The organism is Mucilaginibacter gossypii (assembly GCF_900100945.1).
Taxonomy (GTDB): Bacteria; Bacteroidota; Bacteroidia; order Sphingobacteriales; family Sphingobacteriaceae; genus Mucilaginibacter; species Mucilaginibacter gossypii.
The window spans coordinates 17,608-39,360 of the sequence record NZ_FNCG01000009.1; the positions used below are offsets into that span (position 1 = coordinate 17,608).

The 21,753-nt window shown below is 42.5% G+C and carries 19 protein-coding genes; 10 read left to right on the forward strand and 9 right to left on the reverse strand.

The features are described 5' to 3' along the window. Window positions 1-203: 203 nt before the first annotated feature. The 4 genes from BLS28_RS31380 to BLS28_RS16825 all read right to left on the reverse strand — a co-directional run bounded on the left by BLS28_RS31380 (window position 204) and on the right by BLS28_RS16825 (window position 2,076). On the reverse strand, window positions 204-398 hold the full coding sequence (locus BLS28_RS31380; protein WP_256337461.1) for an OsmC family protein: 195 nt from the start codon (window positions 396-398) through the stop codon (window positions 204-206). 117 nt (window positions 399-515) lie between these two features. Continuing rightward, a complete protein-coding gene (locus tag BLS28_RS16815; RefSeq protein WP_091169798.1) occupies window positions 516-1,193 on the reverse strand; it encodes a type 1 glutamine amidotransferase domain-containing protein in 678 nt (225 codons plus the stop codon). A gap of 26 nt (window positions 1,194-1,219) precedes the next feature. Beyond that, window positions 1,220-1,618: a DoxX family protein gene (locus tag BLS28_RS16820; RefSeq protein ID WP_091169802.1), complete on the reverse strand. Its 399-nt coding sequence runs from the start codon at window positions 1,616-1,618 to the stop codon at window positions 1,220-1,222. Then, window positions 1,618-2,076, reverse strand: a complete 459-nt coding sequence (locus BLS28_RS16825) for a MarR family winged helix-turn-helix transcriptional regulator (protein WP_256337462.1) — start codon at window positions 2,074-2,076, stop codon at window positions 1,618-1,620. Before BLS28_RS16825 ends, BLS28_RS16820 begins: the two co-directional genes overlap by 1 nt. Window positions 2,077-2,390: 314 nt before the next feature. Here BLS28_RS16825 and BLS28_RS16830 point away from each other — a divergent pair, with 314 nt between their 5' ends. The 10 genes from BLS28_RS16830 to BLS28_RS16870 all read left to right on the forward strand — a co-directional run bounded on the left by BLS28_RS16830 (window position 2,391) and on the right by BLS28_RS16870 (window position 15,417). Beyond that, window positions 2,391-3,290 (forward strand): AraC family transcriptional regulator, encoded by a 900-nt coding sequence (locus tag BLS28_RS16830; RefSeq protein ID WP_091169805.1) that lies wholly within the window; start codon window positions 2,391-2,393, stop codon window positions 3,288-3,290. A 1,217-nt stretch (window positions 3,291-4,507) separates the two neighbouring features. Further along, entirely contained in the window at window positions 4,508-7,693 is a 3,186-nt protein-coding gene (locus BLS28_RS16835) for a SusC/RagA family TonB-linked outer membrane protein (RefSeq protein ID WP_091169809.1), read from the forward strand. Window positions 7,694-7,742: 49 nt separating this feature from the next. Next, window positions 7,743-9,242, forward strand: coding sequence for a RagB/SusD family nutrient uptake outer membrane protein (locus BLS28_RS16840; RefSeq protein WP_091169814.1), 1,500 nt, complete (start codon window positions 7,743-7,745; stop codon window positions 9,240-9,242). 24 nt (window positions 9,243-9,266) lie between these two features. Further along, window positions 9,267-9,962 (forward strand): hypothetical protein, encoded by a 696-nt coding sequence (locus tag BLS28_RS16845; protein ID WP_091169817.1) that lies wholly within the window; start codon window positions 9,267-9,269, stop codon window positions 9,960-9,962. Window positions 9,963-9,994: 32 nt separating this feature from the next. Beyond that, window positions 9,995-10,969: a hypothetical protein gene (locus BLS28_RS16850; protein WP_091169822.1), complete on the forward strand. Its 975-nt coding sequence runs from the start codon at window positions 9,995-9,997 to the stop codon at window positions 10,967-10,969. A gap of 743 nt (window positions 10,970-11,712) precedes the next feature. Continuing rightward, complete coding sequence (locus BLS28_RS16855; RefSeq protein WP_218134442.1) at window positions 11,713-12,015, forward strand: zinc-binding dehydrogenase; 303 nt, start codon at window positions 11,713-11,715, stop codon at window positions 12,013-12,015. Window positions 12,016-12,380: 365 nt separating this feature from the next. Then, complete coding sequence (locus BLS28_RS16860; protein ID WP_256337463.1) at window positions 12,381-12,659, forward strand: winged helix-turn-helix transcriptional regulator; 279 nt, start codon at window positions 12,381-12,383, stop codon at window positions 12,657-12,659. Between the two features lie 188 nt (window positions 12,660-12,847). Next, a complete protein-coding gene (locus tag BLS28_RS31215) occupies window positions 12,848-13,378 on the forward strand; it encodes an AAA family ATPase (protein ID WP_218134443.1) in 531 nt (176 codons plus the stop codon). Next, window positions 13,375-14,349 (forward strand): AAA family ATPase, encoded by a 975-nt coding sequence (locus BLS28_RS31385; protein ID WP_256337464.1) that lies wholly within the window; start codon window positions 13,375-13,377, stop codon window positions 14,347-14,349. Before BLS28_RS31215 ends, BLS28_RS31385 begins: the two co-directional genes overlap by 4 nt. Before the next feature lie 804 nt (window positions 14,350-15,153). Beyond that, a complete protein-coding gene (locus BLS28_RS16870; protein WP_091169825.1) occupies window positions 15,154-15,417 on the forward strand; it encodes a tyrosine-type recombinase/integrase in 264 nt (87 codons plus the stop codon). Window positions 15,418-15,422: 5 nt separating this feature from the next. Here the strand turns inward: BLS28_RS16870 and BLS28_RS16875 are convergent, their stop codons facing one another. The 5 genes from BLS28_RS16875 to BLS28_RS16895 are packed head-to-tail and all read right to left on the reverse strand — an operon-like array spanning window position 15,423 to window position 21,746. After that, window positions 15,423-17,006, reverse strand: coding sequence for an arylsulfatase (locus BLS28_RS16875; protein ID WP_091169830.1), 1,584 nt, complete (start codon window positions 17,004-17,006; stop codon window positions 15,423-15,425). A 6-nt stretch (window positions 17,007-17,012) separates the two neighbouring features. Then, window positions 17,013-17,744, reverse strand: a complete 732-nt coding sequence (locus BLS28_RS16880) for a thioredoxin domain-containing protein (protein WP_091169834.1) — start codon at window positions 17,742-17,744, stop codon at window positions 17,013-17,015. A gap of 2 nt (window positions 17,745-17,746) precedes the next feature. Then, window positions 17,747-19,624: an arylsulfatase gene (locus tag BLS28_RS16885; RefSeq protein ID WP_091169837.1), complete on the reverse strand. Its 1,878-nt coding sequence runs from the start codon at window positions 19,622-19,624 to the stop codon at window positions 17,747-17,749. A gap of 18 nt (window positions 19,625-19,642) precedes the next feature. Next, complete coding sequence (locus BLS28_RS16890) at window positions 19,643-21,478, reverse strand: arylsulfatase (RefSeq protein ID WP_218134444.1); 1,836 nt, start codon at window positions 21,476-21,478, stop codon at window positions 19,643-19,645. A gap of 13 nt (window positions 21,479-21,491) precedes the next feature. Further along, window positions 21,492-21,746, reverse strand: a complete 255-nt coding sequence (locus tag BLS28_RS16895; RefSeq protein ID WP_091169844.1) for a DUF6841 family protein — start codon at window positions 21,744-21,746, stop codon at window positions 21,492-21,494. Between the last annotated feature and the right edge of the window lie 7 nt (window positions 21,747-21,753).

The following is a 21,753-nucleotide window of genomic DNA, read 5'->3' on the forward strand; positions in this document are numbered from 1 at the left end:
TCAGTGGATAAACCACAGTCTATTGACCCCTGTCGGCCGATTTGTCTTTGACCACTTTCTATTTTTGTAATCAAGCAGTTAGAAATGCAAACAAAATTGGCGAGGTGGGGTCAACCAAAATATTTTTTCCATGTAGCCCTGTTAAAACCTTTTTTTAACAGGGCTACTAACAAGGAATTTATTTCACCTCTATCACGAAGCCTTCAACCGGGTTGCACACTTTTTTCATAGTTTTGCCCGATGCTTACCTTTGCAATGACAGCGGTGTTACCGGCAGCAGCCTTTTCTTGTTTGATCACTAAATTGAGGGCGCTGTCAAAACAGACTGCGTAACCTGCCTCGAATAATTGCTCGGGATTGGTATGATCGTCATCTGCGCCGCCAAGTACTTTGGGCACCCTAACTTCCAGGTCTAATACCCCCGTTGCTACTTTTTACATGACCATTGCGGCCTCCGGTTGCAGTCGCATCCACGTATATAATGTTTTCATTTCTTAAAAAGGTTTTCTTAATAATTATTTTAAACGGGCGATCATCTTTTCGGCAACACCTTCTGACGAAGCGGGATTTTGTCCGGTTATCAGCAAACCATCTTCAACCACATGTATGCCCCAATCTTCGGTTTTACTATAGTTTCCGCCCAGGCTTTTCAATTCATCTTCAACTAAAAACGGTACAACATCGGTCAGTTTTACTGCCGCTTCTTCTGTATTTGTGAAACCGGTAACGTTTTTCCCTTTTACAAAAGGCCCGCCGTTATCAAATTTTACATTCTTAAATACGCCGGGCGCGTGGCAAACCGCGCCAACTAATTTACCGGCGTTGTAAAAGTCAAGTATCAACTGTGCCGATTTTGCATCATTAGCTAAATCCCAGAGCGGGCCATGGCCGCCAGGATAAAATATTGCATCGAAGTCAGATGCATTCATTTCGTCAAGCTTATGAGTATGGGCAATTACATCCTGTACTTTTGCATCGTTGTAATAACGTTTGGTAGATTCGGTTTGCGCAGAAGGCGCTTCGCTGTTGGGGTCGATAGGTGCTTGGCCGCCTTTAGGAGTGGCTACCACTACCTCATAACCAGCATCAGTAAATTTATAATACGGTGCGGCAAATTCCTCTACCCAAAAACCGGTTTTGTGGCCGGTATCGCCTAATTCATCGTGCGAGGTAACTACAAATAGAATTTTCATTGGTTATTTCTTTTAAAGTATAATTATTAACTATTCTTTTTAAGCGCATTGGTACTCCAGAGCGCCCATAGGAAAAGGATTGGCTGAAAGAAGAGTCTTATAAGCCTTGCGTTATCAGTATTAAGGCCGAAGGCGTTTACGTTATTAACGTATTGTGAGATATTCCCCGAGAAAATGAGTACAAAGAAAACGGCCGCCGTAATGCCACCCCATTTTTTATATCTGACTGCAAAAATGAGGGCTAAACCCAAACTTATCTCTGCAATTCCGGATAAAACGACTGTAAGATCAGGATCAACGGGTAGCCATTTAGGTACCTGTGCTAAAAATTCCGTCCGGTTAAAAGTAAGATGACTTACACCCGCAAAGGCTAAGAAAGCACCGAGAACTACACGGGCTGTATTTTGTATTTTGGTAGTACGCATTATTTGCCTAAAACTTTATTTAAAAGAGCTTTTAATTGCAATAGTTCGTCGTTGGATACATTAGCGCACTTAACTAATTCTATCGGGATATGTATTGCTTTCCCTTTTAATTGGGTGCCTGAAGTTGTTAAAGAGATCATCACCACGCGCTCGTCTTGCTTGCCGCGGATCCGGTTTATCAGTCCTTTTTGTTCTAATCTTTTCAATAATGGCGTAAGGGTTCCTGTATCGAGATATAACTTTTCGCCTAACTGATTTACCGTTTGCGTTTGATGCTCCCACAATACCATTAACACCAGGTATTGCGGATAGGTAATATCCAGCTGGGCCAGCAGGGGCCTGTACAGATTGGTCAGATTTCTGGAAAAGGCGTACGCGGGGAAACAGATCTGATTTTCGAGCTTCAGTAAATCTTCTATAGATGTATAACGACATTCATGTATAAATGTTTTGCACAATATAATTTTCCAAAATTAATTTAGCGTTTTTTCGGCAAAAAATTCAAAAATTATTGCGAATTAGCTCCAAAATAAATTATTTATCTTCCATTTTAAGCCAAGTAAGTCTTTCATTGTTAGCTAAATCGCCACACATTATTGATTATAATCGTATAAAATACAATTATAATACTTTGCATTTTTATAAAATCCTTTTTTTAAGATTTATTAAGCAATAAATTATCCTTTTATAATATTAAATTATCCATAGAATCGTAAAACTTGCTTTTTTATATTTATTAATTGTAAATTAAACAATAATTAATAAACCCGGTATGAAAGTTTTACAGTTTACCATCCCTGTCGCTTACGATAAAACTGTGATCGCAGAGAAAGTTTGCCAGAAGCGCCATTATCCTTACCTGCACCGCCATAAAGAGATACAAATTACCTGGATCAGAAAAGGTGAAGGAACTTTGATAGCAGGAAACCATATGCATGATTATACCGTCGGTGATATGTTTTTCATCGGGGCTAATATGCCGCACGTTTTCAAGACTAACCCGGATTGTTTTTTTACAGGCTCAGATAAGGAAGTAGAGGCACTTACCATATTTTTTAACCCGGAGGGAAGACTCACGCAATCGTTTGACCTTCCGGAAATGAAGCAAACATTATATTTTATACGGCAACATCAACAAGGGTTTAAATTTCCGGCTTATCTGCGGGGAAAAATGTCAAGTGCTATGGTTAATTTAGAACAGGTGTCGGGGATTGACCAGTTAATTGCCTTCTTCGACCTGCTTAAGTTGGTTGTTAATATAAAAACAAAACTTGATCCATTGTCCTATGGAAATCTTCCTGCAATCACTGATCATGAAGGTATCCGGATTGGCATCATTTACGACTATATCATCCACCATTACGGCAAAGAATTAACCTTGGAGGATGTTGCGAAAGTAGCATTTATGACTCCTGAATCATTTTGCAGATATTTTAAAAAGCACACCGGACACACCTTTGTTTCTTTTTTAAATGAAGTGAGAATTAATGAGGCTTGTAAAAAACTTATAGCGAACCGGTTTGAAACAATAAATACCGTTGCTTATAAATGCGGATTTAAAAGCATAACCAATTTTAACCGGGTATTTAAATTAATTATTGGCTTAACACCCAAAAATTACATGGATAATTATAACCAAAATATTTTAACGTTTAACATTCAGGCAGGTTGATGCTGCACGTTATCTAACCGTAAGAGCGATTAGTTTATTAATGCCCTACTTAAATCACGACAATCTTCCGTAAGAATAATTGTTGCCGGGTACCTTATTTACTTATTAGTAAACTTATACTTTCAGCAGTATTGGCTGGCAAAACCGTTTGAAACAGTGTAAAGGGTGTGGGGGGGGCTGGGAGCATAAATGGCGTTCTTGGTACTTGTAACTTGTTGACAATGAATTAATAGGGATGGTAACTGGCCCTGTGATCTGTTTATTTATAAATCTGTACAAAGAACGATCAGTAGAGGGTAACAATGATGTCGGATTGATGGTACGCGAATCAGCCTCTCTTGCAATGATAATACAGGCAAAGTACAATTACAAAACAGTCTGTTCCCTGTGGAATCGCGGCAATCTGTTTACAAATGTTCAATCAGGTCAACTAAAATTTTAACAGGTATTTATAAGTTAAGGATCAGCGAACCCTTTTTATCCGATCTGTGCACATGGTAAAAACCTGGAAGGCTCTTCCAAGAGGTCCGGTACATCGTGACTTGGTCACGGACCGTTGCAGATTGACTTGTTTCAAAGCAGTTACGGTCCGCAGGAGGATTTTTGGAACCTTTTAGGCAGTGTATATAATACAGGCGAAACGCCGCGCTGTAACCAGGAGTAATCTTAAGATATGCTTTTAATCATTGGGACAGAAGCGCATTCAGGCCGGCGATAGCTTGGCTGGTTTGGGCGTAAGTTTCGTGGTTCATCCTAAATTTAAATTCGCGATATATTCAATTATAATCAATGGTGCGATGCCCTCCCGTATAAAATGGCTGATTTTGATCGACGCATGCCCGCCTCAACTATAACAGGTAATCTTTTCCCGAAAGCCCACAGGCATATTTAAACTTCCTATCATGTCATTTAAATAATTTACAAAATGTAGTTATCAAAGGATAATTTCTGACTAAATGGCAGTTAAGTATCTCGTTACTTTTGGTTATCAGTAAGTTATTGTTAGAAATTAAACGGCCATTGTAAAACTACATAAACCTGAACACCCAGCAGTAGTAATATCAATTCAAGAGTGGTTAAACTGATTATTTAAAAATTTAAGATTTGCCTATGACATAACAACAACAACAAACGGTGGCATTACTATGGGGCTGCCGGTACATTAACTTGTGAATTTAAGTTCAACATCCACTAAATTAAATTTAAACATCATCGAAATGGGAAAACGCTTACTAATTTTAATGCTTTGCTACTTCTTCTGCAATAATATTACAACAGTTCTGGCGCAGACCAACGCCGTAACCGGCGTAGTTAAGGACAACGAGGGTAAAGTGGTGCCGGGAGCTACTGTGGCCGAAAAAGGAATGGCTACTAACGGTACTACCACGGATCTTAATGGTAAATTTCAGCTTACCTTAAAGGGCAATTTAAATACTATCACCGTCAGTCTAATCGGTTTCAGACGGCAGGAAATTAAAGCCGAGGGAAAACCATTAACGATAACCCTGCAAATTCAGGAAAATTCCTTATCAGATATCGTTATTGTAGGTTACCAGAAGCAAAACAGACGGGAAGTCACCGCAGCGATATCTTCTTTAAGCGGAAAGGACATTGCCAATATACCGGCGGCAAGTTTCGATCAGACGCTTCAAGGGCGCCTCGCCGGTGTAAGCGTTTTGTCAAGCACCGGTGAATTGGGATCAAAGCCTGCTATTGTAATCCGTGGGACAGCCAATATAGACTTTGGGAACGCTAACGGCGGTAACACAGGCCCCTTATATGTCATAGACGGTATTATTTTCGACGTCAACGCAATGGGTAGCGCTTATGGGAATAATAATCCTTTATCACTCATCAACCCTAACGATATTGAATCGATAGATGTGCTGAAAGATGCTTCCGCAGCTGCCATATATGGCGCACGAGCGGGTAACGGAGTAATTATTGTAAAAACAAAATCAGCTAAGCAGGGGAAGCCTCAGGTTACAGTATCCGCTTTTGTGGGTTCTGTTACTAAACCTAATTTTATCAAAGTTTCGACGGGAGCAGCAGAAAGGTCGCTCAAGCTTGCACTGTTGCAGCAGCTTACGTACGGTGACCGGCAACTTGGTGTCATACCCCTGGCTATAACCGATAGTCTCAATTCCGCTTTTAACAACAATGTTGATTGGCAAGGCCTGCTTGTTCGGCAACAATCACTGGTCAATAGCCAGGATGTGGCAATTTCCGCGATCACTGGTTCGACATCGTACCGGCTATCTATTAACCACTACAACGAACAGGGCGTATTGCACGGTTACGGGCTGGAAAAGTTTTCTCCTCACTTAAATCTTACCATCAAACCATTGAAAGGTATGGAGTTAACCGCCGATCTGTTAATGTCTTCTCAACGCCAGCAACATGGGGTTGGAGGAGCGGGGGCCAATCTCTTTGGTGCATGGAATTTTCCAACCTCGCTTGCACCGTTGACACAGGCCCAATATGACGTTTACACCGGAAAAAAACACTATTATGATGATGATCGTGCATTTTCAATTATCGGCTCTTTACAATTGAAACAACAGATCACTCCTGACCTTATATTTAACAGCACCTACGGGTCGACCAATTATACCAATAAATACGGTTACTTTTCTCCGGTTGAATTAAATGGCACATTAAATACCGCTTACGATATTTATGCCAGCAACCCATCCTGGTCATTTGAGAATTTTCTGCAATACAACAAAAGGATTGGCAAGCACAACTTTCTGCTAGCTGCGGGTGCTTCGCTCTATAGCTACGAGAGTTATTATAATTATGCTTCTGCAGCGGGTATTTCCGTTTCGGGGATAAGTACCGTCCAGACCGTCCCTCCGGGAACGAACCTGAATGCATCCACCTCTTATCAGCGAAAAACAACCGAGTCTTATTATACTCGTTTTAACTATGATTATGCCGGCAAGTACCTTTTAACGGCCAGCATACGCAGAGATGCAAGTTCTATATATAGTTCAGCCTATAGATGGGCTACTTTTCCAGCGGTTGCTGCCGGGTGGATTGCTTCGGACGAGCCATTTTTTGAGCCAATAAAAAAAGCTGTAAATTTCTTTAAGATCCGTGCAAGCTACGGCATCACCGGAAAAGATCCTGGACAATGGTATTCTAAATACCAGTCCCTGTCAAACGATGCGAGCTACTTTGGCGGTACAAACGGAACAATTAACAACTTTGGACAGTTGGGTGGAAATGCCAGCACCTATAACGGTACTACAGTTGTATCTCCTTTTTCGTATTACAATAACTTTTCGAACTACGGGACAAAAGCAAATTCAACGGTGAGGTGGGAAAGGGATCCACAACTGGATTTTGGTGCTGATGTGGAGCTTTTTAACAGCCGGGTTAATTTAACTTTTGACTGGTACAGGAAAGATTCAAAAGACGTGTTCTTCTATAATGTCCCCGCTCAGGCGACGAGTGGCTATCAATATCAATCCGGGAACTATGTCGACTTGCGTAACCAGGGCTTGGAGTTTGCTGCTAACATCAATGTTTTAGGTGCCAAGTCCCCTTTTCAGTGGAATTTCAACTTTAACATTTCCTTTAACAAAAACATGGTGACCAAATTGCCAAATAACAACCGCGATTTCCTGTTTGATGTGCCATGGTTTTACAAAACTTTAACGTTGGGCAAGCCGATATTCAGTTACCGGATATTCCATACCAACGGTGTTTATGCTACCGATGCGGAAGTTCCTATTGATCCTACTACCGGCGCAAAAGAAACTGCTAACGGTGTTCCATTGAAAGCCGGTGACCCAAGATATGTCGATGTCAATGGAGATTATAACATTAACAATGACGATAAGTATGACGGAGGAAACCCCAATCCTAAATACACAGGCGGGTTCGGTAGTACATTCCGATATAAACGTATTTCGCTGAGCTTCTTCGCCTCGTATGTATTTGGAAGGAAAATATTAAATGGAGCACTTTCCGACGAGTTAAACGGCAGTAAATACCCGGGCAGTTATGGTACTACGGCAGGTCCAGCTACCTTTGTCAGTTTGCTTAACCAGTTCTGGCAAAACCCTGGCGACCAAACTAAATATGCCAGGTTAGTTTACAGTAACGCGGATGCCAACGTGAAGGATCCCTGGAATATAGGAAACGAATACTTTGTGGAGGACGGCAGCTTTGTAAAACTCAAAAACGTGACTTTAGGCTATGATCTTCCGGACAGATGGATTAAAAAGCTTGGTATGAGCAGATTTAATATATACGTTATGGGCGATAATCTGGCCATGTGGAAAAAAGCCAAGGATATAGCAGACCCAGAATTGGTAGACCCGACAACAGGCTCTGCAAATATCATATATCCGACAGCCGCAAAATTTACCCTTGGCGTTAACATCGGTTTTTAAAAGAGTGGGGCAAACCTTAATTCAAGTAATACTTATAAATCATACTTCAATGAAAAGAAAACACCTATTGATATATACTATGGCTGCGGCATTATCAACTGCTTCCTGCCGCAAATTTCTTGATCAAACGCCCGTAAGCACACCTACAGACGTTACCACATGGCAGGCCGACGGTGACGCGAATACCGGCGTAGCGGCTTGCTACTCCCTGATCAGAGCGGCATTTAATGCTTCTATAGGATATTATGCGTATGGAGATCTTGCATCGGGCGAATTCAGCAGCTCAGACCAGCCCGACTTTCAAAAAGTGATTGACTTTAACCTCGGCGCGGGAGTAGCTTCAACAGCTACTGATAACCCGTTGTTGAAATTAAGGTTATGGACTCCCTTTTTTACCGCCATCGCGCAAAGTAACAGGGCAATGTCATTTATTACAGCCATGCCGGTCACTGTTTTTAACGGGACTTCAGATGCCGAAAAACTTGCTCAAAAAAACAAATATCTGGGTGAAGCTTATTTTACCAGGGCATTTTGTTACTTTACAATGGCCAGGATCTGGGGAGATGTTCCATTGGTGTTGGAGAATACCGACGCAACGGCGGCACAACAGTATGCAAGGTCTCCGCAAACTGATGTGTTAAAGCAGGCAATCAAAGATGTTAGCCAAGCCATTCAATACCTAAATTGGAAGGACAGTGGTTCGTCTGATCGTTCAGTTCGTGCAGATAAGGGCGCAGCTTACGCTTTGCTGGCTCATATTTACGCATGGATGGGCAATTATCCTGCCTGCAATGCCGCTTGTGACGCCATTATTAACTCCGGATCATATTCCCTAATGCCTTCTGCATCCTTTATGGATATCTATAAGGGTCAGTCGCAGGAGAGTATTTTTGAAATTGCGCAAAACACGCTGGCGGAAGGTTACAATGCAAACGTTTATTACACCCTGGCATCCCAGACACTTACTGCTCCCTATTTAAATGGCACTGTTCCAGTCTGGCATGTGAATAGTTCGCTTGTTCAGAGCTTATATAGCGATACGGCTGACGTACGCTTAAAAAAGGGATTCATTACAGTAAAAAATGGCACAACATCTTTTTACGAATGTATCAAATATACCAACATTCAAACAGTTAATAACAATGCCGCGTTAAAGGTTGCGCTTAATAACATTGTGATATTCAGGCTGGCTGATATCATATTATTAAAAGCGGAGGCATTAAGTGCCGGACAAACCGTTAATTATGTCGCAGCGTTGTCTCTTGTTAATGAGGTACGTAGTGCCAGAAATGCCAGGCCCTTGGCCGGCGTTTTGGGTACGGCAGTTGTTCAAGCCGTAACCGACGAAAGGGGTCGTGAATTGTTCCTGGAAGGACACAGAACATTTGACCTGATCAGACTGGAAAGAATAACGAAGCAACAACAGTTTGACAATGTCACCCCGGGTGAATTCGCAGCAGGCAAAACTTATTGGCCTATCGATCCAAATTTGTTTCTCAATAATTCTAAAATTATCCAGACCCCGTTCTGGATCGGGAAAGTTAATTGATCCACAAATAAATAAAGACATACGATGAAAAAATCAAATCATTATTTAAGTGTTGTGCCGGTGGCACTATTGCTCCTGTTTTGTTTAGGTGCCTGTAAAAAGAATAGCTACCTTACAGACGGCGGCCTCCAAAAAGCTGCGACTCCGTTCTCAACATATGATTATCTGAAAAACAACAAATTTCACCAGTTTGATACCTTGCTTACTTTAATTGATTTCTACAAATTAAAGGACAGCATAAACAACAGTAAGACCTTTTTCGCACCTCCCGACATGGCTATCAACTTGTTAATGAAAAGAATAACTGTAAAGAGGGAAGTAGATGGTGCCATACTTTCCAGTCCAATCACCACTCTGAAACAGCTTACAGATTCTGTCAGTGCCAATCTGTTTAAACAATATATGTTTAACCAAACCATTACGCTTGACGGGGCAGGTATTACAGCGGTTTCTTACGCCAACAAAGCGGGTTCCGCCGCCCCGTGTGCTATAAAAAAAGTTGCAGGAATAAGCTCTGTCTATTTGTCCAACAGCGCTTTAAGTTATAATTATTATACGTTAGAGTATGTAGTGGTGAACGGTACGATAGATGGCCCCTCCGGTCCGTCTCCAGGCGACCTGGTCGACGCAAATTTACCCTGCCAGACGTCAGGTATCCAAACCAGTACGGGTACCACGCTTCACGTGCTGGCTAACTTTGCCGTATTGAGAAAGTTATAATATAAATTATCAACGTATTTAAATCAATTATCATGCGTAAGAATTTTACATATTGGATAGCAGTAACGCTGCTGCTGACGATAGCAACCTTCAGTTGCAATAAAATAAAAACAGGGTTTATAAGCGACAACATCTACTATAATGTCAATCCGTTTACTGTTGCACAAGGAATTACAACCGTGTCTGCCGGCTTGGTGATTGATGGTTCCACGACACCCGTCAATGTAAAATTGCTGGCAGTCAAAGATATGGCAACAGGCGCTGACGCTTCTAAATATCTGCTAACAAAGGATACTGTGCGGGTATATAAAGGCAATGTTACTGCTGACGACTCTACGATTGCATTGTTGAGTGCAAAACTTAAGGATAGTACACTAGCTCCATTTAGTATTAATCCGATAGGTGGACGCCTTCAGTTTACGCAAGCGTCCAAGTTTGTTCCTGTAGGGTCTTACAATATCGATTTACAGGTATCTAACGTCAGAGGAACACGGATATTAACGAACGCCTGCAAAATAAACGTAGTAGGCAGCATACCGGATACGGTAAGTTACAAAGCATATAACCATTCTGACGCAACGTATACTAACTTCGTGGGTTTCTCGGCTTCGTTATTAGATATTAAAGTTACCTATAAGCCGGACGGTCCGGACAAAATCATTTATGTATGGAAAGATAAAAATGGCAAACCTTGGAACCCGGCCAACGGGGAAGTTATCGGACGGCCTGGAAGACCGAATTTTTCGGACTTCGACCCCTATTATCCAGTGGTGAAAACAGATACCTCATTAGAATACAAGTATCCAGGCGGTGTTCCAGTTTTCCCGGTTTTTACCACTTCAAAAAACTATCCCGGTTTTGTCGGTGGACCTTATTATTACAGTATTGTTGGAAAGCATACTGATGTTGCAATGGCTGTTAATACGACTTTAACTGTAGGTTTTTTTCTGACAAAGGGAACTTTTGTTGTTACAACTACGGTAACAGACGTGACCAGAGTCCCTTAAGGTCATTTTCCGGCTGTATTCGTTATCTCGTAAAGTGCAATCAACTTAGCCTTTAATTTTTATCAATTTGCGCAAGACAGTTCCTTGAGGTTCCTTTCAGGGAAGACCTTAAAAAAAGACTATCTGTTGATCGGTGCAGGCATGCACTGATCAACAGATAGTGAATTTTTTCTTCTAATTGTGGCTTTTCCGCAATTTCGCAGCTTTTTGAGCATTTGCCCAATAATAATCGGGATACGAAAGACTGGATTTGCTTTATTAATTAACCTGATGTAATATGAAAATAACTGTTACGCTTATCTGTAACCATCAAAGTTTGTACTTTTCGCAAATACTGTCGAGTATGGTAAAAAAATCGGGCAGGCTTTCAATATATATAGCAAATTTGCAGCAAATAGATGTCGAGCATCCTGTAAAGCGATTTTGATCTGTAACATTGTATTTAAATAGAAGTCAAATTATTAATAACACCCTATTGATAGTTATCGCGTACTTACATTGGTTAACTTATCTACTGTAGCTACATCTCATTAATGAATCAAAATTCCCAGAATCCCACAGTAGAAATAGCCTCCGGTTTGACATTGATGACCGTGTTTACACTTATCTGGACAGGTATAGCTATTATGGATTTGACGGATCGCCATACAAGTGACTCTTAGGAATATTCCTGATAGTGTGTATTTGTTTTAGTTATTACGCTTTTCGTATCCGGAAAAACAGCAGAGATATACCATTCTCCGATGTTTCCACTAACCAGGAAGAAGAAAAGAAAAAAGATAAATGGTTTATCATCATTTGCGCAGGAGAAGGTACCGGGTGATACGGTACTGGTAGAAGGAGCTACAGGCGGTCTCGGTTCTTCCAGTGTGCAGCTCGCTAAGTTGTACGGTGTATCTAAAGTGCTCGGCGCAGCCAGTACGCCTGAAAAAAGAGCGATCGCGGAGAGCCTTGGCGCTGATGCGACGGTGGATTATACGCAAAGCGACTGGCCGGAACAGGTGAAGCAGCTGACAGATGGCAAAGGTCTATATATCATACTGTAAACAGTTGGTGGAACGGTCGCTCAGCAGGCATTATCTGCGCTCGCAGATTTCGGGCGGATGATCTTCTTCGGATAGGCGAGTGGTGAGAACACCGCGATCGATCTCTGGAAGCTTACAGTTCCTAATCAAACGATCACCGGCCTATACATCATGCCTTTCATCGAGATGCCCGGATTTGCGATGGAAAGCTTGACAGAGTTGCCCCGCCTGATCCTCTGGATGGCATGTAAAATAATTTATACAAAAACTGATAAACACCGATTACTGCATTGTAATTTAACATTATTTGTAAAATAACTTATAAAAAAACGGAATAAGTTATACTCCTGCACCGTAAGTGTAGCTATGGACCTAGTCGGCGGAAAGTGGTCATCCTGTATCATTTAAAAGATTGGAGTAAGCGCTATGGCGAACTGAGAAAAGAAATGCCTGGCATTACTGAAATGACCTTGAGTTTGCAATTAAAACAATTAGAAGAATGCGGATTAATTGCAAGGCAGGTTTATGGTGAAAAGCCGCCTGTTAAAGTTGTATACAGCTTAAATAATTTTGGAAAATCCTTTACACCGGTACTCGATGCCATTCTTAACTGGGGGAATGAAATTGCTGTTCAAAAGGGCAAGTACGTAAAAAGCATCACTTAAAAAAATTTTAAGTATAGGTCCTCCAAGCTGTCAAAAACCTATCTGATTAATGCAAAATGCGAAGCCCGGAAACCCTATATCTACAAACATTAGCCTAATATCATACTCAGCCATAACCATCTTTTTAAATAGACTTGTGGCTGATTATGTGTTTTTATAATTAGCCACAAGTATTTATATTTGCATAGTTGTGGCTGATTATAAAGAATACGATTTGCTCACAAGCATGGAAAATCAAAGTTAAAATAGAAGTGAAAGAAGTTATCGGTCGTATAGAAGAACAGCTTATACTCGGGCAGGCTTTGCAATCTAATGAAGCTGAATTGATAGCTATATTTGGCAGAAGGCGAGTTGGCAAAACCTATCTGATCCGAAAATCCTTTCAAAAACATATTATTTTTGAAATTTCTGGTGTCCATAATGCAACATTAAAAGATCAGCTGATAAATTTTAGCAACACATTGGCTGAAAGGATGCAATTACCTATCCCTCCAGCTATTCCAAGTAACTGGACACAGGCTTTTCAAATGCTTAAAAACTATGCAGAGCCGCTATTAAAGAAAAACAAATGTGTTATTTTCCTGGATGAGTTCCCCTGGTTAAGCTCGGCCAAATCTGGCTTTTTACCTGCGTTTGAGTTTTTTTGGAACTCATGGGGAACAAAACAAAACAAAACAACCTGGTTCTTACCATTTGTGGATCAGCAGCATCATGGATGATCCAAAAAGTAGTAAACAATAAAGGCGGCCTACATAACAGGATTACAAAGAAACTACGGTTACTTCCATTTACACTTGCTGAAACAAATGAATATTTGCGACACAACAATATAAATCTGGACCATTATCAAATTGCACAGCTATATATGGCTATGGGGGGCATCCCACAATATTTGAAAGAAATTTCTCCGGGACAAAGCGCAGCTCAGAATATAGACCGGATTTGTTTTACAAAAGATGGCATTTTGCAAAATGAGTTTAATAATCTGTACCAATCGCTATTTGCCCAAGCAGATAAACATGTTTCTATTGTAAGGGCGCTTGCCAATAAACCATCAGGTTTAACACGCAAGGAAATTATCGCAGAATGTGGTTTATCTACAGGTGGAACGGTTACCTTGCTATTGGAGGAACTAACAGAATCGGGCTTTATTTCCGCTTATCTGCCATTTGAAAAAAACGTACGCGACAGCATTTATAAATTATCGGATGAATATTCAAGATTCTATCTTAAATTCATAGAAAACAGCCGTGCAACTGGTGCTGGAACCTGGATAAAGCTTTCTACAAGTTCTTCATGGCGAAGTTGGAGTGGTACAGCTTTTGAAAGCGTTTGCTTAAAGCACATAAAAGAAATTAAAGCGGCGTTGGGGATCGCCGGGGTTTATACCGAAGAGTCGGCATGGCGATATGTTCCGGGGAAAGGCCAGCCAGGCGCACAAATTGATTTACTGTTTGATAGTCAGGATTTCTGTATCAGTATTTGTGAAATGAAATTCTCAAACTCAGTTTTCACAATAGATAAGGCTTATGCGGCAGATTTGGTGCATAAAAAAGATGTGTTTAAAAACAAGACTAAAACCGCCAAAACATTATTTATTGTCATGGTTACGACCTTTGGCACACAAGACAATAGCTTCAAAATAGGACTTGTACAAAATGATATCAAACTAGAAAGTCTGTTTAATTGATATAATTCCTAAATCGCGCCAAAACTGATTTTTTTATGATTTGGTAATATTGAAAGCCTTATCCATAGTTAATTTACCTAAGCAGTTACAAAAACATCAGGATACATAATTGAATTTTCCTTAACAGTAACTGTCGGGTCGCTATATTTTTGAAAAGCCCGCTAATTTAGGCAAGACAATAACTTATGCAAAAAATGCACAACATCAATAGGCATTTCTATAACAGAAAAAATGCGATTGCTGTTGTATTGAACCACCGAGAATTCCTCGGGGGCTGCTCCTAAGATATAAAAAATTAGACTTTAATCCTTATGACAACTATTATCCCATTCTTGTCTTTTATTTCATTATTTCATATCAGGTGTTCGCAATGAGTGTATAAAATAAGTTATTAGGAATATGAAAAGCCCATAAAAACTTTTTTACTATCTTCGTAACACAATCGGCAAAGGTCGATTATGTGTTTATTGAACGATTCATTAGCTTAAACACCACCTTACAAGTCAATAAAAATCAAGGACTTACATACACTGTTCGATTTCCACTCTGAGTACTTGAAAATCAAGCGATTAGATGAAAGACAGTAATCGCTTTTTTGTTTTCTGAAATTTCTGGTGAAACAATAGTGAAACAGTTAGTGGGTCATGAGGAAAAGTTAATGTTTCACAGGTAACGAAAACCTACGCTTTCGATCACGAATACTCACTCCTCTCATTATCACAATCACTACTACCTGAAGCAATCATTATTCTAGAAAAATATAAGAAAAACCCAAAATGCCTAAATACAGGACTGGCCCCTCCTATGTTGAGTAATCAGAAAATGAACTCCTATTTGAAAGAGATTGCAGGAATAGTGGGTATCAACAAAGAGTTGACCTTTCACATCGCCAGACATACATTCGCTACAACAATAACATTGAATCATGGTGTACCTATAGAAACTGTATCAAAATTGCTTGGTCATACCAATATTAAACAAACACAACATTATGCAAAACTGATAGATAAAAAAGTGAGCGCGGATATGCGCGAACTTACATTTAGAAAAGATATTATCAGCAATTAATTAAGTTACAAGTCTTTTATTGTTTCCCAGTCAACTACGCCGGTCTTATTTGCCCAGGCCAGATATGCTTTCTCCAGTTCGATTACCTTTGCGGGACATTTTTTAGCCAGGTCTTTCGTTTCAGAACGGTCTGCTTCGATATCGTAGAGTTCCCAGGGCTGTTTCGGTTCTGCAACCAGCTTCCATTTGCCTTTTCGGATGGCGCGGCTGCCTTCGTGTTCCCAAAAAAGTGTGCGTTCCCCATTATTTGCCTTGCCTGTAAAAACTGGAATAAGGCTTCTACCTGCCAAAGGCGTAAGTTCCCGGTTTTTAAATTGAGCGGGATAAGTTACCCCGGCCAGCTGCAAACAGGTAGGCATCAGATCGACCAGATGCCCTACACTACTGCTGGTACTTCCCGCTTTAATATGCCCTGGATACCAAGCAATCATGGGCGTTGCTATCCCACCCTCGTGGGTGTTGCGCTTAAATAGTTTAAAAGGCGTGTTACTTACATTAGCCCAGGGAATCTCGTAACTATCGATAGAATTTACTGATCCGGGCTCACCGTTCTTCTGGATCACTGTTTTCAGGCTTCTTACCTCATCAGCACTTCCGCCATTGTCGGATGCGAAAAGGATGATGGTGTTTTTATCTTTCTCCAGTTGTTTAAGTTTGGCCATAATCTCGCCTATGCAGGCATCCATACGGTAAACCATGGCAGCATAAATAGCCATACGGGTATCCCATTTTTGTTTATCTTCTTCGGATAATGAATCCCATGCAGGCGCACGTTTATCCCGGGGGGATAATGCCCAGCTCTTTTTAATGATACGAAGCGCCACCTGCTTTTCGTAACGCTGCTTGCGCAAGCAATCCCAACCTTTCAGGTATTGTCCTTTAAACTTAGCTATATCCTCCGGCAGCGCCTGGATTGGCCAGTGCGGGGCGTTGTAGGCCACATACATCAAAAAGGGCTTTTGCTCGTCTTTGATTTCTTCTAATGATTTGACAGCGAAATCTGTGATGCCTTGCGTTAGATATTTGGAAGTATCGTTCCGGGTAATCTCCTTATTGTTCAGCATAAAAGTGATTTTACTGCCATCGTTATACAAAGGCGCCGAATTAAAATAACTGCTACCATTGTTCAGCATGGTGAACGACTTATTAAAACCACGATTATAGGCCAGCGCTGATTTTTGCAAACCGACGTGCCATTTGCCCGATACAATGGTATTGTAGTCGGCCTGCTCTTTCAGTAATTCGGCAATGGTAGCGCTGTGATCGTTGAGGTACCCCTGATAGGCTGGCGAACATTTGTATTTCACCATATCGCCTATCCCTGCCTGATGGGGATATAGACCGGTTAAGAGGGCCGCGCGCGAGGGACAACATCGGCCTGCATTATAAAACTGGGTCATTTTCAAGCCCTCACGGGCAAGCCTGTCGATATTGGGTGTGCTGATCTCCGAACCGAAGCAGCTGATATCAGAAAAACCCATATCGTCGGCCAGGATGACCACGATATTGGGCTTTTGTTTAGGAGCCTGCCCCAATACAGGCCCCGTGCAACATATGGAGATGATTATATAGCCGATTTGTTTGAGCATAAACGCTTATTTGTTATTTACCGCCAATGGACTTTTGGCCGTTTCGGTTGCAGCGATAACCTGTACAGCTGATGAAAAGCCCTGCTTTTTCCAAACCTGTTTACCGTTTTTATATAGCACTAAGGTTGGCAGCACATTTACTTTCAAATCTTTGGCCAGATTGGTATTATCATAAACCTCAATGCTGATCACTTTTGGCGAAAAAGCTTTATTTGCTTTCAACGAATCCAGTACCGGCACCAGCTTTTTGCAGGCTCCGCAATACTTCGATCCGAAATCAACCAAAACCTCCGGTGATGAGGCCACCAATTCATTAAACTGGCTTCTCGAAAGAGATACGCCTTTTTTAATGGTTGAGATGATAGGATAACCAGAGCCAATCCAGTTCGCCAAACCTCCTGGCAATTCTTCCACATCTTTAAAACCTTTAGCCCGTAACTCTCGCGAAAGTACCGTGCTGCGGCCATTGGCTATCGAGTATACAAAGGTTGGCTTCTGCTTATCCAAAGCATCTAATTTTTGCAGATAACCGGGTGCTTTGGCATCTACATTGATTGCCGCTTTAATATGGTTCTGCACAAATTCCTCGGCCGAACGGGCATCCAGTATCTGTGGTTCTTTTGCTTGTTTCAGCTTTGCAGCAAAGGCCTCGAGCGATAACAGCTTTGGCGATTGCGCTTTTACTCCGCCGGTAATGATCACCAGTAGCGCCAGTAAAACAACTTTTAAGTTTTTCATGGTTAATTATTGTTTTCGAGTTTGTGTATGCGTTTGTTGTTGATATCGTCCCTGTCGATAAAAGGATAAATATGGTTCTTTTTGGCCTCGGCATCGAACAGGTCTTTCAGTTCTTTCAGCTTTTCGGGATATTTTTTGGCGAGGTCGTTGCGCTCGTTAAAATCCTCGTTCAGGTTGTATAGTTTCCAAACGTCCTTATTATAGTTACGCTCTGGGATGATTTTTCCCTGCGGAAAATTGAGCAGGTCCACGTTATCCGGGCGGTGCGCGGCTTCAGCTTTCCAACCATCTTTGTAGATCGACCTTGAAGTGAAAATATAGTAATACTGCTGCGTGTGCAATGTTTTTGCCTGCGCGTTATTGAATGAATTAATGAACGATTTGCCCTGCAAGGTATCCTGCTTAATACCTTTAACATACTCCGGCAATTTTAAACCGGCAGCTTCTATAGTTGTTGGGAATACATCCGAAACGTGGCTGTATTGCGTGCGGATGCCGCCTTTTTCGGTGATAAGTTTAGGGTAATAAACAATAAGCGGGTTGCGGGTACCACCTTCGGCATCGGCGTCAGATTTCCAGTATTTAAATGGCGTATTGGCGGCCTGCGCCCAGCCTAAAGGATAGTTAGTGCTGGCTTCGGGCGTGCCTATGGTTTCATAATCGCTTTCGTTCTTTTTTATATAATCAGCCTCCGGCGTAGTTGCAGCTGAGTTTTTAGGATTGATCACACCATGAACCGTACCTTCTTTACTGGCACCATTATCGCCTATCATTACAAAAACCAAAGTATTATCAAACTGCCCCGATGCTTTCAGATAGCTGATCAAACGGCCAACCTGGTTATCGATGTAGGTTAAATAACCTGCATAAACCTCCATAAAACGGGCGTAAAGCTTTTTCTGATCGGCAGGGAGGCTTTTCCATTCTTTAATGCGCTCGTTACGCTCGGGGAGCTTGGCATAAGCGGGGATATAGCCCGCTTTCTTTTGGTTTTCGAAAACTTTTTGGCGGTACACGTCCCAGCCTTCATCAAACTTGCCTTTGTACAGGTCGCTCCATTCGTGGCTTACCTGGTGCGGGGCGTGGGTTGCTCCGGGCGCGTAGTATAAAAAGAAAGGCTGATCGGGCGCGGCTTTGTGGGCGGCATCGATATAGGCGATGGCCTTATCGGTGATCTGCTCGTTCAGGTTACGGCCATCGGGTTTAATATGGAAATTATCCTCCACCAAATGCGGCGGGTTATATTGATCGGTAGCCGATTCGAGAAAGCCAAAATGGTGATCAAAACCTTTACCGGTCGGCCACCTGTCAAACGGACCAACGGCTGTGGTATCCTCATCTGGCGTTACGCCCCACTTACCTACAGCGAAAGTGCTGTAACCGTTGGAGCGTAAAGCCTCGGCAATAGTCCCTTTATCCGGCGGGATCCGGCCATCATAACCCGGGAAACCAGCAGCGGTTGAAGCATGGGCAAAATTGCCCATATGTACATAATGGTGGTTACGCCCGGTAAGCAAAGATGAACGTGTAGGCGCGCAAATACCTGCCGTATGGAAGTTGGTATAGCGCAGACCGTTATTGGCCAGCGTATCGAAATTTGGCGTACTGATCAATCCCCCAAAAGTTCCTGATGCGCCGAAGCCGACGTCATCCAGCAGGATCCATACAACGTTTGGCGCACCTTTAGGCGCTTTAAGCGGTTTGTTCCACCACTCTTTTGATTCGGCGAAGGTTTTGCCCTCTACGCCCTTGTAATTGGCCGGGTCGATAGGCGCTATGTTGGCCGGCGTTACCTTCACCTGGGGCAACTGTGCAAAGGCCTGCCCGCTGAACGCGAGGACTAAGGCCGAGAGCGCGGCAATACGTTGATAAGTTTTCATAATAAAATGGCTTATTGGTTATTTTTTGTGGTTTTTGTGGATGCGCTGGTGGTATACATCGTACCAATCAATAAATGGATACAGGTTGTTTTTCTGCGCTTGCGCCTCGAATACCTCTTTCAGTTCTTTCAGCTTTTCAGGATATTTTTTGGCGAGGTCTACGCGTTCGTTAAAATCTTCGTTCAGGTTATACAGCTCCCAGGTATCTTCATCAAAACTTTTATCCGGTACGTTCTGCCCTACTTTAAAATCTCCCAGTTCCACATTATCTGGGTGGTGCGCTGCTTCTGCTTTCCAGCCATCGCTGTAAATTGACCTCGAACCAAAAATGTAATAGTGCTGTAATGTGTGTTTTGATTTGGCTTCGGGATGATCGAACGAATAAACCAGCGATGTACCCTGGATAGTATCCTGTTTTACACCCCTGATATATTCAGGCAGTTTAATGCCGGTGTACTCCAAAGTAGTAGGCAGCACGTCAATCACGTGGCCGTATTGGGTACGGATAGTGCCTTTATCTTTGATCCCTTTAGGGTAATAAACTATCAACGGGTTACGTGTGCCGCCTTCAGAATTGGCATCCTGTTTCCAGTATTTAAACGGCGTATTGGCCGCCTGTGCCCAACCAAGGGGATAATTGGTGCTGGACTGCGGTGTGCCTATATCGTCAATATCCTCAATGTTGGTTTTCAGGAAATTTTCTTCGGTAGCCAGTTTAGGCGAGTTCTTTTTAGGATTGATCACGCCGTGAACCGTCCCCTCTTTGCTCGCGCCATTATCGCCGATAATTACAAATAACAACGTATTATCCAGCTGACCGCTTTGTTTTAAATGGTTGATCAAACGACCGACAGCGTGATCGGTGTAAGTGAGGTAGCCTGCATAAATTTCCATGAATCTTGCGTATAGTTTTTTTTCGACATCGGGCAGGGTTTTCCAGGCCGGGATGCGCGGGTTACGCTCGGGCAGTTTGGCATAATTAGGGATAATGCCCAGTTGTTTTTGCCTGGCGATAACCTTCTCCCTGAAATCGTCCCAGCCTTTATCAAACTGGCCTTTGTACAGGTCGCTCCACTCTTTGGCTACCTGGTGTGGCGAGTGGGTTGCGCCCGGCGCATAGTATAAAAAGAATGGTTTATCGGGCGCTACGTTATGCTGGCGGGTTAGGTAAAAGATCGCCTTATCAGTGATCTGATCGGTAAGGTGACGGCCATCTGGTGTTACGTGGGCGTTATCCTCCACCAGGTCGGGTTTGTACTGATCGGTAGCTGAACCTAAAAATCCGAAGAAATGCTCGAAACCTTTACCCGATGGCCAGCAGTCAAACGGACCGGCATCGGTTGCGTCTTCATCGGGCGTTAACCCGTACTTACCAACCGCGAAGGTATTGTAACCATTCTCGCGCAGGATCTCGGCAATGGTCCCCTTATCCGATGGAATACGTCCATCATACCCCGGGAAACCCGCCGACATGGTTACATGCGAAAACCCACCCTCGTGAACGTAATGGTGGTTACGCCCCGTTAATAAAGCTGAACGGGTTGGCGCGCAAATGCCCGCCGTGTGGAAGTTAGTGTAACGCAGGCCATTATTGGCCAGCGTATCAAAGTTTGGAGTTTTGATAATGCCGCCAAAAGTGCTGGTTGCACCAAAGCCAACATCATCCAAAAGGATCCATAATATGTTTGGCGCGCCGGCGGGCGCTTTATGAGGCTCGGGCCACCACTCCTTCGAATCATCAAGCGTTTTGCCCACCGTGCCGCCAAATACCGGTGTTTGTCCGTTTTGCGCTTTGGCCGTAATTGCTGCGAGCAAGCCAAGCGACAGGAACAAGGTTATTCTTTTTGTTTTCATGTTGTTGTAGGTTTTATTCGGCATAGCTGGAGCGGAATTCTATACCCCAGCGGCCCTTCTCTTTGGTTAAAATGTATAGTGATTTGTAATACCCTATCAAGCTGCCATCAGCCCGGAACCGCGAAAAGCGGGTATCAACATGCACCTTATCTGCAGATGCCTGCACGATATTGCAATAGTCCCACTGGCTATGCTCCCAACCTTGCTTTTGTAATTCGCCAAATACTTTTGCCGAATCGCGCAGGCCTGCCCTTTCCAATACCGACATTTTGCCG